The 16,307-nt window shown below is 62.5% G+C and carries 16 protein-coding genes; 13 read left to right on the top strand and 3 right to left on the bottom strand.

Features of this window, described 5'->3' with window-relative positions; translation table 11 throughout:
* Positions 1–36: 36 nt before the first annotated feature.
* Complete coding sequence (locus ATY02_RS08100; RefSeq protein WP_068581955.1) at positions 37–2,217, top strand: hypothetical protein; 2,181 nt, start codon at positions 37–39, stop codon at positions 2,215–2,217.
* 287 nt (positions 2,218–2,504) lie between these two features.
* Here the strand turns inward: ATY02_RS08100 and ATY02_RS08095 are convergent, their stop codons facing one another.
* Positions 2,505–2,810, bottom strand: a complete 306-nt coding sequence (locus ATY02_RS08095; RefSeq protein WP_068581949.1) for a DUF2288 domain-containing protein — start codon at positions 2,808–2,810, stop codon at positions 2,505–2,507.
* 338 nt (positions 2,811–3,148) lie between these two features.
* On the opposite strand from ATY02_RS08095, the gene ATY02_RS08090 reads away from it, so the two are divergent.
* The 9 genes from ATY02_RS08090 (at position 3,149) to ATY02_RS08050 (ending at position 10,788) form a co-directional block, all read left to right on the top strand.
* Positions 3,149–4,276: a branched-chain amino acid ABC transporter substrate-binding protein gene (locus tag ATY02_RS08090; protein ID WP_068581943.1), complete on the top strand. Its 1,128-nt coding sequence runs from the start codon at positions 3,149–3,151 to the stop codon at positions 4,274–4,276.
* A gap of 230 nt (positions 4,277–4,506) precedes the next feature.
* Positions 4,507–5,430, top strand: a complete 924-nt coding sequence (gene livH, locus ATY02_RS08085; protein WP_068581942.1) for a high-affinity branched-chain amino acid ABC transporter permease LivH — start codon at positions 4,507–4,509, stop codon at positions 5,428–5,430.
* Positions 5,427–6,683: a high-affinity branched-chain amino acid ABC transporter permease LivM gene (locus ATY02_RS08080; RefSeq protein WP_068581938.1), complete on the top strand. Its 1,257-nt coding sequence runs from the start codon at positions 5,427–5,429 to the stop codon at positions 6,681–6,683. Before livH ends, ATY02_RS08080 begins: the two co-directional genes overlap by 4 nt.
* Positions 6,680–7,447: a high-affinity branched-chain amino acid ABC transporter ATP-binding protein LivG gene (gene livG / locus ATY02_RS08075; RefSeq protein ID WP_068581936.1), complete on the top strand. Its 768-nt coding sequence runs from the start codon at positions 6,680–6,682 to the stop codon at positions 7,445–7,447. Before ATY02_RS08080 ends, livG begins: the two co-directional genes overlap by 4 nt.
* Positions 7,448–8,149 carry an ABC transporter ATP-binding protein gene (locus tag ATY02_RS08070; protein ID WP_068581931.1) on the top strand — a complete coding sequence of 234 codons (702 nt, stop codon included), beginning with the start codon at positions 7,448–7,450 and terminating at the stop codon, positions 8,147–8,149. It begins immediately after the preceding gene.
* Between the two features lie 154 nt (positions 8,150–8,303).
* Positions 8,304–8,606, top strand: a complete 303-nt coding sequence (locus ATY02_RS08065; RefSeq protein WP_022642707.1) for a DUF2282 domain-containing protein — start codon at positions 8,304–8,306, stop codon at positions 8,604–8,606.
* A gap of 28 nt (positions 8,607–8,634) precedes the next feature.
* Positions 8,635–9,519: a DUF692 domain-containing protein gene (locus tag ATY02_RS08060; protein ID WP_141698274.1), complete on the top strand. Its 885-nt coding sequence runs from the start codon at positions 8,635–8,637 to the stop codon at positions 9,517–9,519.
* The gene (locus tag ATY02_RS08055) at positions 9,516–10,268 is read left to right on the top strand and encodes a DNA-binding domain-containing protein (RefSeq protein ID WP_068581921.1); all 753 of its coding nucleotides are present in this window, start codon (positions 9,516–9,518) and stop codon (positions 10,266–10,268) included. Before ATY02_RS08060 ends, ATY02_RS08055 begins: the two co-directional genes overlap by 4 nt.
* Positions 10,269–10,287: 19 nt before the next feature.
* The gene (locus ATY02_RS08050; protein WP_068581918.1) at positions 10,288–10,788 is read left to right on the top strand and encodes a DoxX family protein; all 501 of its coding nucleotides are present in this window, start codon (positions 10,288–10,290) and stop codon (positions 10,786–10,788) included.
* A gap of 160 nt (positions 10,789–10,948) precedes the next feature.
* On the opposite strand, the gene ATY02_RS08045 is transcribed toward ATY02_RS08050, so the two are convergent.
* Entirely contained in the window at positions 10,949–11,857 is a 909-nt protein-coding gene (locus tag ATY02_RS08045; RefSeq protein WP_068581916.1) for a LysR family transcriptional regulator, read from the bottom strand.
* Positions 11,858–11,962: 105 nt separating this feature from the next.
* On the opposite strand from ATY02_RS08045, the gene ATY02_RS08040 reads away from it, so the two are divergent.
* The 3 genes from ATY02_RS08040 (at position 11,963) to ATY02_RS08030 (ending at position 15,033) form a co-directional block, all read left to right on the top strand.
* Entirely contained in the window at positions 11,963–12,562 is a 600-nt protein-coding gene (locus ATY02_RS08040; RefSeq protein ID WP_068581913.1) for a short chain dehydrogenase, read from the top strand.
* 70 nt (positions 12,563–12,632) lie between these two features.
* Positions 12,633–13,307, top strand: coding sequence for a COG3650 family protein (locus ATY02_RS08035; protein WP_068582203.1), 675 nt, complete (start codon positions 12,633–12,635; stop codon positions 13,305–13,307).
* Between the two features lie 112 nt (positions 13,308–13,419).
* Positions 13,420–15,033, top strand: coding sequence for an NAD(P)/FAD-dependent oxidoreductase (locus ATY02_RS08030; RefSeq protein ID WP_068581910.1), 1,614 nt, complete (start codon positions 13,420–13,422; stop codon positions 15,031–15,033).
* Positions 15,034–15,073: 40 nt separating this feature from the next.
* On the opposite strand, the gene ATY02_RS08025 is transcribed toward ATY02_RS08030, so the two are convergent.
* Positions 15,074–16,168, bottom strand: coding sequence for a PLP-dependent cysteine synthase family protein (locus ATY02_RS08025; protein ID WP_068581909.1), 1,095 nt, complete (start codon positions 16,166–16,168; stop codon positions 15,074–15,076).
* Between the last annotated feature and the right edge of the window lie 139 nt (positions 16,169–16,307).

Raw genomic sequence — 16,307 nt, 5'->3', positions numbered from 1 at the left:
GTCCCCGAGCCAACCTGACCAGGCATATGGCGCACAATGACTTCTAAGAATAATCCTGCCAACGCAGTTTCCGAGATGACGCTGACCTCTCCCCTTCCAAGCCACTCAGATACGAAGCCATTGTCCAGTTCACGCCCTCAGTCGCCCCAGCAATACCTGTACTTCACCGAAACCAATACCGACCGCATCCTCGACAACCTCGACGGCCTGCGCGACACCGTTTTCCCGCGCCCGGCGCACCTGGAGGACGAGCAGGAAAACCGCCGCGACCAGGAGTTCCCTTCGGTCTGCCTGATCGGCCTGGGCCGCTGCGGCTCCAATATCGCCCTGGACGTCGCGGAGCTGGTGTACAACGCCCGCAAGTTCTACCTCAACGAATTCAACAATGAGGACAAGGCCTACGAGGGCAGCTACAGCCCCGGCCAGTGGATCCGCCAGAACCTGCGCCTGGGACAGAACAAGGCCAGCAAGCCGGTGTTCCTGGTCGAACCGCTGGTGATGCTCGGCGACCTGGACAAGGACATCGCCGGCCGTATCCGTTTTTCCCGCAAGGGTGAAAAGAGCGGCTTCATCCGCGACTACAGCAAGATGAAGATCATGGACCTCTCCGAGGTCCATGCTGGCGGTGCCGGTAACGCACCGATCCTCGGCCAGTACCTGGCCAAGATCATCCTCAACAAGGACACCCAGCGTTTCTCCAGCCCCGACTGGAAGATGATCCACTCGTACCTGATCGATTCCTGCGGGATCAAGGCCAACCAGTCGCGCCTGTATTTCTCGATCTTCAGCGCCGGTGGCGGTACGGGTTCGGGCATGGCCTCGGAGTTCGGCCTGGCCCAGCAGTACTCGTACATGAACAAGACCTTCGACACCAAGCCGATGGACGAGCACGACAGCAAGAGCGGGCACTCCTTCGTCTTCGAGCCGATCTTCACCAGCGGCATCTGCGTGCTGCCGAACATCTCCGACCATCGCAGCGAGATGTCCGAGGCCCTGCACATCAACGCCGGCCGCCTGTTGTGCAAGTACCTGTCCGAGGAGTGGGACTTCTCCTACAACTTTGATAACGAAGACAGCAGCGAAGCCAGCGTGATGGGGCGGATCCGCCCATGGAACGCGATGATGCTGATCTCCAACGACATCATGCGCTACGCCGAAGAAAGCGATGACGGCAACATCCAGAACATCGACGTCAACGCCATGGAGAAGCACGCCAACCAGTACATCTCCCAGCAGATCTTCAACATCCTCACCGCCCAGGCGGTGACCACCGACTACGACCAGAACTACTTCCGGCGTGCCGGTATCGATATCGGCGAGACCATCCGCCTGGATGCCAACGACCTGTTCATGAGCCTAGCCGGCCCGGTGGCGATCGCCTATGCCGAGTCCGTGGTGCCCGAGCAACCGGTGCCCACCGGCGACAAGTTCAAGGTGTTCGAGAAAGAGCCGCAGCGCCTGAACATCGACGACCTGTTCTTCCGCTCCATCGACCTGCCGCACTTCAACAAGCAGACCCAGGCCATCGAGGGCATCAGCCTGCTGCCCATAGAGTCCAAGCGCTATCGCGCGGCACTGGAGCAATACAAGGCCTCGGGCTTCGACGCCGCGGCGCTGCACGACCTGCACTTCTTCAAGAACTGCTCGTCGGTGGTGTCCATCGTCTCGCTGCCCAAGGACTACAAGCTGTCCTACATGGACCTGAACCGGCTCAAGACCCACCTCAACAGCCTGTTCCCCAACACCACGCTCAAGCGCTACGCGTTGGTGATCGGCGCCTCGGCCAACTTGTCGCTGACCACCCTGATCGCCAAGAGCCCCTGCCTGTCGGATGACTTCCTGACCCTGATCGTGGCCTTCATCAAGCGCTGCTTCGCACGCAATCCGTACCGCTTCGACGACACCCTGGACAATTCCGTCCTGGATTTCATCACCAGCGACCACTTCGAAGAAGACCGTATCGACGACTTGCTCAACGAGTTCGAGAACCCGGCGAAGATCCTGGATACCAACTGGTATGCGATCAAGCCGATGTACGAGAAGAAGTACCGCGAACTGATCAACGACAAGGACAAGTTCGTCTCGATCAATGACATCCGCCTATCCCGGGATTGCGTGAAGAAGGCCATCAAGTACCTGCGGGAAATCTACCGTCATCGCATCGGCAAGACCCGGGTCATCTCCCTGAATAGCCACACCGGCAAGACCGCCTATTGAGGCCTCGCCAGCCCGCCGGCTCCACTACGAACCGAGGCAGCAGCCTCGGTGACGCACGAGCCGGCGAGCCAGCGAATGAATCGCTCAAGGCCGGCTGGCATGTTCAGGTTGCACAACAATTGAGCAGCCCGTCGGCTGGGCTTGAAACTGTTCCCATTCCGTGAACGTCACCCTGGCCGAATAACGGGTGGGGCGTTTCTCTACGGCAAGATGCCATCACTGGATTCACGGTTACTCGGCTACACACTTTTGTCCGACAAAAGCACGCACCAGATCGGCGCACAGCCTCAGCTCGACGCTCGTTCCTGGGTCAGGATCCAGGGCGATACCACCACCGCCCACAGCGTCGGATCACGCTCCAATAGATCGGATGCCCGCGTCGCAGACAGCTTTTCAACCTTCCCTTCGGCCAACCAGGCCGCCACTTTTTCCGCCTGATTCTCGGCCACCGCCTGGGCGGCTTCGATCAGATCCAGGTCGGCATCGACCCACAATAGGGCACCCTTGGCGAAGAACGGTTCCAGTTCCTTCCAACTGATCGATGCGGTCTCACCAAGCAGCTTGGCATAGAGGGTGCTAGGTTCTTGAGTCATGGGACTGTCCAGAAAAGAAATCGGCGCAATCATAACGTCGGTGCCCTGGCAGAAAAACCCAGAAGCAAAAGCGTCAAAGATCGAGAAGCTCAGAAGCGCCAGGGATTGACGCCGATTCGTTGCGAAAGCCACGCCGCAAATCTGTCTTTTTCTTTCAAGCAAGCGACATTCCGCGTTTTTGCCCCCAGCAGCCAGCTTTTCAAGCGAACGACCGGCGCACTACACTGTACCGGTACAGTTGCCAGGGACATTTCCGAGGGATATCGCGATATCTGACTCGGTTCTGCGACTCAAGGCCGCCGGAACTATAAAAATTACAACAGTAAGAGTGGAGCACTATGAATAAGGCTACTAAGCAGATTTCCAAACTGTTTGCCGCTATGGTCCTGGCAGGTGTTGCCGGCCATTCGTTCGCAGCTGACACCATCAAGATCGGTATCGCCGGCCCCAAAACCGGCCCTGTAGCACAGTACGGAGACATGCAGTTCAGTGGTGCCAAGATGGCCATTGAACAGATCAACGCCAAGGGCGGCGTCAACGGCAAGAAACTCGAAGCCGTCGAATACGACGACGCCTGCGATCCAAAGCAAGCCGTCGCAGTCGCCAACAAGGTAGTCAACGACGGCGTCAAGTTTGTCGTCGGCCACCTCTGCTCCAGCTCCACTCAACCAGCCTCCGACATCTATGAAGATGAAGGCGTGGTCATGATCACCCCCGCCGCCACCAGCCCGGACATCACCTCCCGTGGCTACAAGATGGTGTTCCGCACCATCGGCCTGGACAGCGCCCAGGGCCCGGCCGCCGGCAACTACATCGCCGACCACGTGAAGCCCAAGATCGTCGCCGTGCTCCACGACAAGCAGCAGTACGGTGAAGGCATCGCCACCGCCGTGAAGCAGACCCTGGAGAAAAAAGGCACCAAGGTCGCGGTGTTCGAAGGCATCAATGCCGGCGACAAGGACTTCTCCTCCCTGATTGCCAAGCTCAAGCAAGCCAACGTCGATTTCGTCTACTACGGCGGCTACCACCCAGAGCTGGGCCTGATCCTGCGCCAAGCCCAGGAAAAAGGCCTGAACGCCAAGTTCATGGGTCCGGAGGGCGTGGGCAACGACTCCATCTCGCAGATCGCCAAGGAGTCCTCCGAGGGCTTGCTGGTCACCCTGCCGAAATCCTTCGACCAGGACCCGGCCAACGTCGCCCTGGCTGACGCCTTCAAGGCCAAGAAAGAAGACCCGAGCGGTCCTTTCGTATTCCCTTCCTACTCCGCAGTTGAAGTCATCGCCGGCGCCATCACCAACGCCAAGAGCGAAGACGCGGCCAAGGTGGCTGAAGCCATCCACGCCGGTACCTTCAAGACCCCGACTGGCGACCTGAGCTTCGACTCCAAGGGCGACCTGAAGGACTTCAAGTTCGTGGTCTACGAGTGGCACTTCGGTAAGCCCAAGACCCAAGTCTCGCCCCAGTAAGGCTGCGCCTGGCTGACTGCCGATAGAGCCCACGGCTTGCCGTGGGCTTTGTTTTACGAATCTATGGGCCGTGCTCCCGTGATCCGGAAGCCTGTCCACCTGAAAATCTCAAAACCGTCATCAGCGGTTCGCTGGCAAAGTCCAGCCCGAAGTGGGTGCAGACCCACGGGGCCTGGGCGGGAAAATGACTCCACCAGTGAAATGCGTATCAGGTTTTTAGGAGCGTTGTAATGCCTGACATCTATCACTTCTTCCAACAGCTGGTTAACGGCCTGACCGTTGGCAGCACGTATGCCCTGATCGCCATCGGCTATACGATGGTCTACGGCATCATTGGAATGATCAACTTCGCCCACGGCGAGGTCTACATGATCGGTTCCTATGTGGCGTTCATCGCCATCGCGGGGCTGGCCATGATGGGACTCGACAGCGTCCCACTCCTGATGACCGCAGCCTTCATCGCGAGCATCGTCGTCACCAGTGCCTATGGCTACAGTATCGAACGGATCGCCTACCGCCCCTTGCGTGGCAGTAACCGCCTGATCCCGCTGATCTCCGCCATCGGTATGTCGATCTTCCTGCAGAACACCGTTCTGCTGGCACAGGACTCCAAGGACAAGTCCATTCCCAACCTGATCCCGGGCAGCTTTTCCATCGGGCCGGGTGGCGCACAAGAAGTGCTGATCTCCTACATGCAGATCGTGGTGTTCGTGGTGACCCTCATCGCCATGCTCGGCCTGACCCTGTTCATCTCCCGCTCTCGCCTGGGCCGCGCCTGCCGTGCCTGCGCCGAGGACATCCGGATGGCCAACCTGCTGGGGATCAATACCAACAACATCATCGCCCTGACCTTCGTGATCGGTGCTGCGCTGGCGGCCATCGCCGCCGTGCTGCTGAGCATGCAGTATGGCGTGATCAACCCCAACGCCGGCTTCCTGGTGGGCCTGAAGGCCTTCACGGCGGCGGTCTTGGGCGGCATCGGCAGTATCCCGGGCGCGATGCTCGGCGGGCTGGTGCTGGGGGTGGCCGAAGCCTTTGGTGCCGATGTGTTCGGCGACCAGTACAAGGATGTCGTGGCGTTCGGCCTGTTGGTTCTGGTGCTGTTGTTCCGGCCGACCGGCATTCTGGGCCGTCCGGAGGTTGAGAAAGTATGACTAGGAATATTAAGCAAGCGCTCTTCAGCGCACTCTTGGTATGGGCCGTGGCGTATCCGATCCTGGGCCTGAAACTGAGCATCGTCGGCATCAACCTGGAGGTCCACGGCACCAGCCCGGCCATCCTCACCACCATTGCGGTGTGTTCGGTGCTGATGTTCCTGCGGGTGCTGTTCCATACCCAGGTCAGCGCCATGTGGAAGTCCTCGCCGAAAATGCCGCTGATCCCGGCCAAGGCCAGCAACTTCCTGACCCTGCCGAGCACCCAGCGCTGGCTCATCCTGGCCCTGATCGTCGGCGCCCTGGTCTGGCCGTTCTTCGGCTCCCGGGGAGCGGTGGACATTGCCACGCTGATCCTGATCTACGTGATGCTCGGCCTGGGCCTGAACATCGTCGTAGGCCTGGCCGGCCTGCTGGACCTGGGCTATGTGGGGTTCTATGCCGTTGGCGCCTACAGCTACGCGCTGCTGTCGCACTACTTCGGCCTGAGCTTCTGGATCTGCCTGCCGATCGCTGGCCTGATGGCGGCCACCTTCGGCTTCCTGCTGGGCTTCCCGGTGCTGCGCCTGCGCGGTGACTACCTGGCGATCGTGACCCTGGGCTTCGGTGAAATCATCCGCCTGCTGCTGCGCAACATGACCGACCTCACCGGTGGCCCCAACGGCATCAGCAACATCGAGAAGCCGACCTTCTTCGGCCTGACCTTCGAGCGCAAGGCTGCAGAAGGCCTGCAGACCTTCCATGAGTTCTTCGGCCTGGAATACAACTCGATCAACAAGGTGATCTTCCTGTACCTGGTGGCACTGCTGCTGGCCTTGTTGGCGCTGTTCGTGATCAACCGCCTGCTGCGCATGCCGATCGGGCGTGCCTGGGAAGCCCTGCGTGAAGACGAGATCGCCTGCCGTGCCCTGGGCCTGAACCCCACCGTGATCAAGCTCTCGGCGTTCACCCTGGGTGCCTGCTTCGCCGGTTTCGCCGGCAGCTTCTTCGCTGCTCGCCAGGGCCTGGTGACCCCGGAGTCCTTCACCTTCATCGAGTCGGCGATCATCCTCGCCATCGTGGTGCTCGGTGGCATGGGCTCGCAACTGGGGGTGATCCTCGCGGCGATCGTGATGATCCTCCTGCCTGAACTGATGCGTGAATTCAGCGAATACCGGATGTTGATGTTCGGCGCCATGATGGTGCTGATGATGATCTGGCGTCCCCAAGGTCTGCTGCCCATGCAACGCCCTCACATGGAGCTGCGAAAATGAGCCGCGAGATCCTCAAAGTAACCGGCCTGTCCATGCGTTTTGGCGGCCTGCTGGCGGTTAACGGCGTGGCCCTGACCGTCAAGGAAAAACAAGTGGTGGCGCTGATCGGCCCGAACGGCGCCGGCAAGACCACCGTGTTCAACTGCCTCACCGGCTTCTACCAGCCCAGCGCCGGCAGCATCCTGCTGGACGGCGAGCCGATCCAGGGCTTGCCCGGCCACAAGATCGCCCGCAAGGGCGTGGTACGGACCTTCCAGAACGTGCGGTTGTTCAAGGACATGACCGCGGTCGAGAACCTCTTGATCGCCCAGCATCGCCACTTGAACACCAACTTCCTGTCCGGCCTGTTCAAGACCCCGGCGTTTCGCAAGAGCGAGCGCGAGGCCATGGAATACGCCGGCTACTGGCTGGACAAGGTCAACCTGCGCGAGTTCGCCAACCGCCCTGCCGGGACCCTGGCCTATGGTCAGCAACGGCGCCTGGAAATCGCCCGTTGCATGATGACTCGCCCGCGAATCCTCATGCTCGACGAGCCGGCCGCCGGCCTCAACCCCAAGGAGACCGAGGACCTCAAGGCCCTGATCAGCATGCTGCGCGAGGAGCACAACGTCACCGTGCTGCTGATCGAGCACGACATGAAGCTGGTCATGAGCATTTCCGACCATATCGTCGTGATCAACCAGGGCACGCCACTGGCCGACGGTACGCCGGAGCAGATCCGCGACAATCCCGAAGTGATCAAAGCCTACCTGGGGGAAGCGTAAATGCTGCAGTTCGAGAACGTTTCCACCTACTACGGCAAGATCCAGGCGTTGCACAGCGTCAACGTCGAGATCCGCCAGGGCGAGATCGTCACCCTGATCGGAGCCAACGGCGCCGGCAAGTCCACCCTGCTGATGACGCTCTGTGGTTCGCCCCAGGCCCACAGCGGCAGCATCCGCTACCTGGGCGAGGAACTGGTAGGGCAAAGCTCGGCGCACATCATGCGCAAGAGCATTGCCGTGGTGCCCGAAGGACGCCGGGTATTCGCCCGCCTGACGGTAGAGGAAAACCTGGCCATGGGCGGTTTCTTCACCGACAAGGGCGACTTCCAGGAGCAGATGGACAAGGTCCTGCACCTGTTCCCACGGCTCAAGGAGCGCTTCACCCAGCGTGGCGGCACCATGTCCGGCGGCGAGCAGCAAATGCTCGCCATCGGCCGGGCGCTGATGAGCAAGCCCAAGCTGTTGCTCCTGGACGAACCGTCCCTGGGCCTGGCGCCGATCATCATCCAGCAGATCTTCGACATCATCGAACAACTGCGCCGTGACGGCGTGACGGTGTTCCTGGTGGAGCAGAACGCCAACCAGGCGCTGAAGATCGCCGATCGCGCCTATGTCCTGGAAAACGGCCGGGTGGTGATGCAAGGCACCGGCGAAGCCTTGCTGACCGACCCCAAGGTACGCGACGCCTATCTCGGCGGCTAAGCGCCAGCGGAACCAGAAACGGCCCTTCGGGGCCGTTTTTTTTCGGGGCCAATAAAAAATCGCCAGGGGCTGTAACGAATCGCCAGGTGCCATCTCTAGTAGGACAAGCGAGCACAAATGCTTCCTTGTCCAAACCCAAACCTGGAGAAACAACATGAGCCATCCTCGTACCCTGTCCGCCACTGCCCTGGTCCTGGCGCTGGGCTCTGCCCTGAGCATCGCCGCCCTGCCGGTCACGGCCCATGCCGAGGGCGACATGGAGAAGTGCTTCGGCGTCGCCATGAAGGGCAAGAACGATTGTGCGGCAGGTGCTGGAACCACCTGCGCGGGCACCTCGAAGACCGACCATCAGGCCAACGCCTGGAAACTGGTGCCCAAGGGCACCTGCGAGAAAACCGCCAGCAGCACCTCCCCCACCGGCTTCGGCCAACTCGCGGCCTTCAAGGCCAAGTCCTGATGCCGCGGCCTGAGTGTCGATCATGAACATGCCCCTGAACCCGCACCGCCACGACGACACTCGGGCCTTGGCGCCAAGCCTGCCGCCTCGTGCTGGCCTGGGGCTCAAGACCGAGCACTTCAAGCACGTGCTCGGCCAACGGCCCGACATCGGTTTCTTCGAGGTCCATGCCGAGAACTACATGGTGGACGGCGGCCCCTTCCATCACTACCTGGGCCTGATTCGCGAGCACTACCCGCTGTCGCTGCATGGTGTCGGCCTGTCCATCGGTGGCGAAGGCCCGCTGGACAACCAGCACCTGGCGCGCCTGGCGGCCTTGATCGAGCGCTACCAGCCCCAGTCCTTTTCGGAGCACCTGGCCTGGTCCAGCCATGGCCCGGTGTTTCTCAACGACTTGTTGCCCCTGGCCTATGACCAACCGACCCTGCAACGGGTCTGCGAACACATCGACCAGGTACAGCAACGCCTGGGTCGCCAGCTGTTGCTGGAGAACCCGGCCACCTACCTGCAGTTCCAGCGCTCGACCCTGGATGAGCCGGACTTCATCAGCGAGGTGGTCCGCCGCAGCGGTTGCGGCCTCTTGCTGGACATCAACAACCTGCATGTCTGCTGCGTCAATCACCAGCGTGAGCCGCTGGCCTACCTACAGGCGCTGCCATTGCATGCCGTAGGGGAAATCCACCTGGCAGGCTTTGCCGAGGACCGCGATGGGCTGGGAGATCGCCTGTTGATCGACGACCACGGCGCCCCGGTGGACGATGCCGTCTGGGCCCTGTACCAGCAAGTCCTGGAACGTATCGGCCCCATGGCCACGCTGATCGAAAGGGACAATCGCATTCCGCCCTTCGCCACCCTCCAGGCCGAAGCCGGCAAGGCCGAGGCGTTGCTGCGCCAGCTCAAGGAGCGCACATGAGCAGCCAGGCTGATTTCACCAGGGCCCTGCTGGACACCGGGCAGGCCTGCCCGCCGGGCCTGTACAGCAGCAACGGCGCCGATCCGGCCAGTCGCTTCGCGGTCTATCGCAACAATGTGCAGGGCTCGCTGATCAACGCCCTGGCAGACAGCTACCCGGTGGTGGAGCAACTGGTGGGCCAAGCGTTTTTCAGGGCCATGGCCCGAACCTATATCGAGCGCCAGCCTCCCAGCACCCCACGGCTCAACGATTACGGCGAGGGGTTTGCCGAATTCATCGATGACTTCACTCCGGCCGCCTCCTTGCCCTACCTGGGCGATATCACCCGCCTGGAACGCTTGCGGGTCGAGAGTTATCACGCCGCCGATGCCCGGCCATTGGCAGCGACGCAACTGCAAGAAGCCATGAGCCGACCGGAGCAGCTTGGCCGGTTGCACCTGCACCTGCATCCATCGCTGCGCAGTCTGCAATCGAACTACGCCGTGGCCAGCCTGTGGGCCGCGCACCAGGATGGCCGGCAATGGCCATCGTTCTACCTGCATCGGGAACAACACATCCTGGTGCTACGCAACGCCCTGGAGGTCGAGGTACTGGCCGTGGATGCCGGCTGCCTGGCCTTCACCGACAGCCTGCGCACCCGGCAACCGCTGGCGGTCGCCGCCGCCCAGGCCCTGGACGCCCAAGCCGACTTCGACCTGGGCCGTTGCCTGGGCCTGCTGCTTGGCCACGGCGCACTCATTGACTTGTAACCGCAGAAGAAGACCGATCATGAATACCCGGACCCACTCCCCTATCGCCAGCCTGCTGATGCGGGCCTGCCAGAAACTGGAACTCATCCCCTACAGCCTGGTGGCCTTCATCGCGCGCTTCAGTATTGCCGCGGTGTTCTGGAAATCCGGGCAGACCAAGGTCGAAGGACTGGCTATCGACCTGGTTTCCGGGACGTTCGAGTTCGGTTGGCCGCACCTGGCGGACTCGACCATTCCCTTGTTCCAGAGCGAGTACCACTTGCCGATACTGGCTCCGGAACTGGCGGCGCACCTGGCGGCCTTTGCCGAGCATTTTTTCCCGGTGTTGATTCTGTTCGGCCTGGCCACGCGCTTTTCTGCCCTGGCGTTGCTGGGCATGACCCTGGTGATCCAGCTGTTCGTCTACCCGGACGCCTACCCGACCCATGGCACCTGGATCGCCATCCTGCTGTTGCTGATGGCTCGCGGGCCTGGGGTGCTGTCTGTCGACCACCTGCTGCGTCGCCGACTCGGACATTGAAGCGACTCTGCATCCTGTAGCCGGATCGATTGAATAATGAGCTTGGCCGGGCTGGCACTGGAAGCTCCTGCGGACCTTGGCGCAGCCTCGCAGGCTCGGCAGCGGCCACAACAGCCAACTCGCTTCGTGTGGCCATGGCCGGCGGATCGGCTCGAGGCGGCTACAAGCGGTCCAGGGCTTCGCCGCTGCGGCGGAACCAGTCCATCAGGTAATCGGCCAGGACCTGGGTGCGCCTGGGTAATCCCCCCTGGTAGGGATGCACCAGGTACATGGGCATACTGCGGGTCTGGTAGTCCCGCAGCAGCCAGCGCAGGCCACCATCGGCCAGCTCGCCATGCAGTACATAGGATGGCAGCCGGGCGATACCGGCCCCCACCAGGGCGGCCTTTTTCAGCAGGTTGTAGTGATTGCTGGCGAACGGCCCGTTGACCCGCACCCGCAACAGCTCGTGACGCTGGTGGTAGAGCCATTCCTCACGCCCGCTGTAGTGGCTGTTGAGCAGGCAGCGATGGTTGGCCAGTTCCATGGGCGTGCGGGGCTCACCGTATTGCTCCAGGTATGCCGGACTGGCGCAGGTCACTTCATGCCAGGCCAGCAGTGGCCGGGCCACCAGGCGCTGGTCATTGTCCACCGCGGAGCGCACCGCCAGGTCGAAGCCCTCCCGGGCCAGGTCGCGGTAGGCATTGCTCAGGTCCAGTTCGATCTGCACCTGGGGATACTGCCGGGAGAACTCCAGCAACAGGCCGTCGAAAAAGGTTTCCCCCAGGGACACCGGCACCGTCAGGCGCACCGGGCCTGCGACATCGTCCTTGAGCCGGGCCAGGGCCTGGTGGGCGCGCTCCACCTGGGCCACCAGCGCCTGGGCCTGGGGCAGCAGCGCGGCACCGGCGGCGGTCAGGTCCAGGCGGCGGGTGGTGCGTTGCAGCAGCACCACTGCGAACCGCGCCTCCAGGGCGCTGATGCGCTTGGACAACTGGCCCTTGCTGCACCCCAGGCGCTGGGCCGCCAAGGTGAAACTGCCTGCCTCCACCAATACGGCAAAAGCCGCGAGGTCATCCATCTCGCTCATGGATTGTTTCCACCAGAAAACCAAAGGTTGCCTATTAGCGCGTTAATTCATGAAAAAAACCACTCTAGACTGCAACCTCATCTCCCTTCTCACGAGGAACAGCCCATGAAGATTCTCCTGATCGGTGCCAACGGCACTGTTGGCTCGGCGGTGGACCGGGAACTGGCACAGCGCCACGAAATCGTCCGTATCGGCCGCAGCAGCGGCGACTTCCAGGTGGATATCAGCGACAGCCAGTCGATCCGCGCCCTGTTCGAGAAGACCGGCCGCTTCGATGCCCTGGTGTGCGCCGCCGGCAACGTCACCTTCGCGCCCCTGGGGGAGATGACCGCTGAGCATTTCCAACTGGGCCTGCAAGACAAACTGATGGGCCAGGTCAACCTGCTGTTGATCGGCCGCGAATACGCCAACGATGCAGGCTCCTTCACGTTCACCAGCGGCGTGCTGAGCCATGACCCGATCCGCAGCGGGGCCTCGGCCGCCCTGGTCAACGGAGCCATCGACAGCTTTGTCCGCGCGGCGGCCATCGACCTGCCGCGGGGCCTGCGCGTCAACTCCGTGAGCCCCACCGTGCTGCTGGAGGCCATGGACAGCTACGCCCCGTACTTCCGCGGCTTCAAGCCCGTAGCGGGCGCCGACGTGGGCCTGGCCTATGCCAAGAGCGTGGAAGGCTTGCAGACCGGCCAGACCTATCACGTCGGTTGAGCGCTGAATCCGGGGTTGTGGTGAGCGGTCGGGCTGCGTAACGTGTCGGCTTCCGCCTGGAGGCCCCATGATGCGCACCGCCCGTTCCCTGCTTTGTTTTGCCTTGTTGCCGCTGTTTGCCGGCTGCCAGGTGCTGCCCCTGTTCAATGATCAGCCTAGCGCCCCTTCCATGGCCGGCCTGACCCGGATGCAGGGCGAACTCAGCGCCGCCGACGGCCAGTTGCTGTTCAAGCCTTGCAGTGAAGATCGCCGCTACGTCATCACCGATGGTGGGGGCACCAGCGTGCTGCAAGAGGCCGCGACCCTGGCTGAAAAGCAGGGCAAGCTGTTCGCCGACCTGCGAGGCAAGTTCTCTGCCAGTGGTAGCGGCGATGGCCAACTGGACCTGCGCCAGTTGTATCGGGTCGAGCGTTCCAGTGCCTGCGGCGATCCCAACTTCCAGCGCCTGATCCTGCGGGCCAGTGGCAAGAACCCGGTGTGGAACGTCGATGTCAGCACCCGGGGCATGATGATCGAACGAGTCGGCCAACCGACCCTGGCCCTGCCCTATCTGGAAGAACAGCTGGGCGACGGCCGCTTCAACCTCACCAGCGAAGCCAACCACCAACGCGTGGAACTGTGGGTTGCACCACAACGCTGCGTCGATAGCGTCACCGGCAGCGTCCAGCACCTGAGCGCGGAGCTGCGGGTGGATGGCCAGGTCCAGCGCGGTTGCGGTTATTTCGGGGCCTCGCGCAACGACTGATTCGACGAGCAACCGTTTTAGCCTCACGGCAAGGGTGGATTGCGGCTTATAATCGCCGGTTTGTGCAAAGCAAGCCGGCGCACTGTTGCGCACCGCCTACCCGGACCCTGTCATGTTACGAATCACCGAACTCAAGTTGCCGCTCGACCACCCCGATGAAGACCTGCGCGCCGCCATCGTGCAGCGCCTGGGCATCGCCAGCGACGACCTGCTGGACTTCACCTTGTTCAAGCGCAGCTACGACGCGCGCAAGAAGTCCTCGGAACTGTTGCTCATCTACACCATCGACCTCACCGTACGCGACGAGGCGGCCCTGCTGCAGAAGTTCGCTGACGACCGTAACGTCAACCCGGCGCCGGATGTCAGCTACAAGGTCGTGGGCCAGGCCCCGGCCGACCTCCAGGAACGGCCGATCGTAGTGGGCTTCGGGCCCTGCGGGATCTTCGCCGGCCTGCTGCTGGCGCAAATGGGCTTCAAGCCGATCATCCTCGAGCGCGGCAAGGAAGTGCGCCAGCGCACCAAGGACACCTGGGGCCTGTGGCGCAAGAGCGTGCTCAACCCCGAGTCCAACGTGCAGTTCGGCGAGGGCGGTGCCGGAACCTTCTCCGACGGCAAGCTGTACAGCCAGATCAAGGACCCCCAGCACCACGGTCGCAAGGTCCTGGTTGAGTTCGTCCGGGCCGGCGCGCCGCAAGAGATCCTCTACATCAACAAGCCGCACATCGGCACCTTCCGCCTGACCAGCATGGTGGAGAAGATGCGCGAAGAGATCATCGCCCTGGGCGGTGAAGTGCGCTTCGAGCAGAAAGTCACCGACCTGCTGGTGGACGGCGAGCAACTGACCGGCGTGGTCCTGGAAAGCGGCGAGCAGTTGCATTCGCGCCATGTGGTCCTGGCCCTGGGCCACAGCGCCCGCGACACCTTCCGCATGCTCCACGCCAAGGGCGTGTTCATGGAGGCCAAGCCGTTCTCGGTCGGCTTCCGCATCGAGCACCCGCAATCACTGATCGACAGCGCCCGCCTGGGCAAGTACGCCGGGCACCCGAAACTCGGCGCCGCCGACTACAAGCTGGTGCACCACGCCAAGAACGGCCGCTCGGTGTACAGCTTCTGCATGTGCCCGGGAGGCACCGTGGTGGCGGCTACCAGCGAGCCGAACCGCGTGGTCACCAACGGCATGAGCCAATACTCGCGTAACGAGCGCAACGCCAACTCCGGCATCGTGGTGGGCATCACCCCGGAAGTGGACTATCCGGGCGGCCCGCTGGCGGGTATCGAGCTCCAGGAACGCCTGGAGTCCCACGCCTTCGTCCTCGGCGGCAGCAATTACCAGGCCCCGGCGCAGCTGGTGGGTGACTTCATCGCCGGCAAGCCCAGCACCGCCATCGGCAGCGTCGAGCCGTCCTACAAGCCTGGGGTAAACCTGGGTGACCTGGCGCTGGCCCTGCCGGACTTCGCCATCGAAGCCATCCGCGAAGCCCTGCCGGCCTTCGAGCGGCAGATCAAGGGTTACTCCCTGCATGACGCGGTGCTGACCGGGATCGAGACCCGTACCTCGTCACCACTGCGCATCACTCGCGATGCCTCGATGCAGAGCCTGAACCTCAAGGGCCTGTACCCGGCCGGTGAAGGCGCCGGTTATGCCGGGGGCATCCTGTCCGCCGGCGTCGATGGCATCCGTATCGCCGAAGCCGTGGCCCGCAACATCCTCGGTATCCAAGGCTGAGGCCGGAATGAGGGAGCTGCCGGTGCAGCTCCCTCATCATTCAGATACCAGCGCGCAATACGCTGGCAGGCAAGGCAGCCCCCTGCTCTACGCTCGCGGCCACTGCCTCGATCAAGGCCGTCAATTCATAGCCCTGCTCCGCCAGCCACTGCTCATCGTAGTAGGTGGTCGCATAACGCTCGCCACCATCACAGAGAATCGCCACGATCGACCCCGCCTCGCCGGCAGATGCCATCTGCTGCGCGGCCATCAGGGCACCGATCAGGTTGGTGCCGCTGGAACCACCGACCCGCCGCCCGAGGCGCTGGGCCAGGTAGTGCATGGCCGCCAGGGACAGGGCGTCCGGGACCTTGACCATGGCATCGATGACCTGGGGCAGGAACGAGGCTTCGACCCGGGGCCGGCCAATGCCTTCGATCCGCGAACCGCAATCCAGGCGCAAGCTGGCATCTCCGCTGTTGTAGTAGTCGAAGAACACCGAGCGCTCGGCATCGGCGCACAGCACCCGGGTCTGGTGCTGGCGGTAACGCACATAGCGTCCCAGGGTTGCAGTGGTGCCGCCAGTACCCGGGCTGGAAATCAACCAGGCAGGCTCCGGGTAACGCTCGAAGCGCAATTGCTGGAAGATCGACTCGGCGATGTTGTTGTTCGCCCGCCAGTCGGTAGCGCGTTCGGCGTAGGTGAACTGGTCCATGAAGTGCCCGCCGCTTTCACGGGCCAAGCGCTCGGACTCGGTGTAGATCTGCGTGGGGTCTTGCACCAGATGGCTCTTGCCGCCATAGAAGGCGATCTGGGCGATCTTTTCCTGGGAGGTGGTGGCCGGCATCACCGCGATAAAGGGCAAGCCCAGCAGTCGCGCGAAGTAGGCCTCGGAAATCGCCGTGGAGCCGCTGGAGGCTTCGATCACCGGCGCCCCGGGCTTGAGCCAGCCATTGCACAAGGCATAGAGGAACAGCGAACGGGCCAGGCGGTGCTTGAGGCTACCGGTGGGATGGCTGGATTCGTCCTTGAAGTACAGCTCGATGCCCGGACGCCCAGGCAACGCCAACGGGATCAGGTGAGTATCGGCGCTGCGCTGGAAATCGGCTTCGATGATGCGGATGGCCTCACGGGCCCACTGGCGATTGTCGCTCATGTTCTATTCTCTGCGGATCGAACGCCATACCGGCGCAAGAAGATGAAATGCACCCTGCATAGGTGATCCAGGCCCGGGACGACAAGGCACTTCCCGTTGTCGGGAAAGGCCCTGCAAGCCACGGGGATGGACATGTTAG

Source organism: Pseudomonas sp. BIOMIG1BAC, assembly GCF_001705995.2.
Taxonomy (GTDB): Bacteria; Pseudomonadota; Gammaproteobacteria; order Pseudomonadales; family Pseudomonadaceae; genus Aquipseudomonas; species Aquipseudomonas sessilinigenes.
Note: the sequence above shows the minus strand (reverse complement) of the source record. Positions and strands in the feature narration are given on the sequence as shown.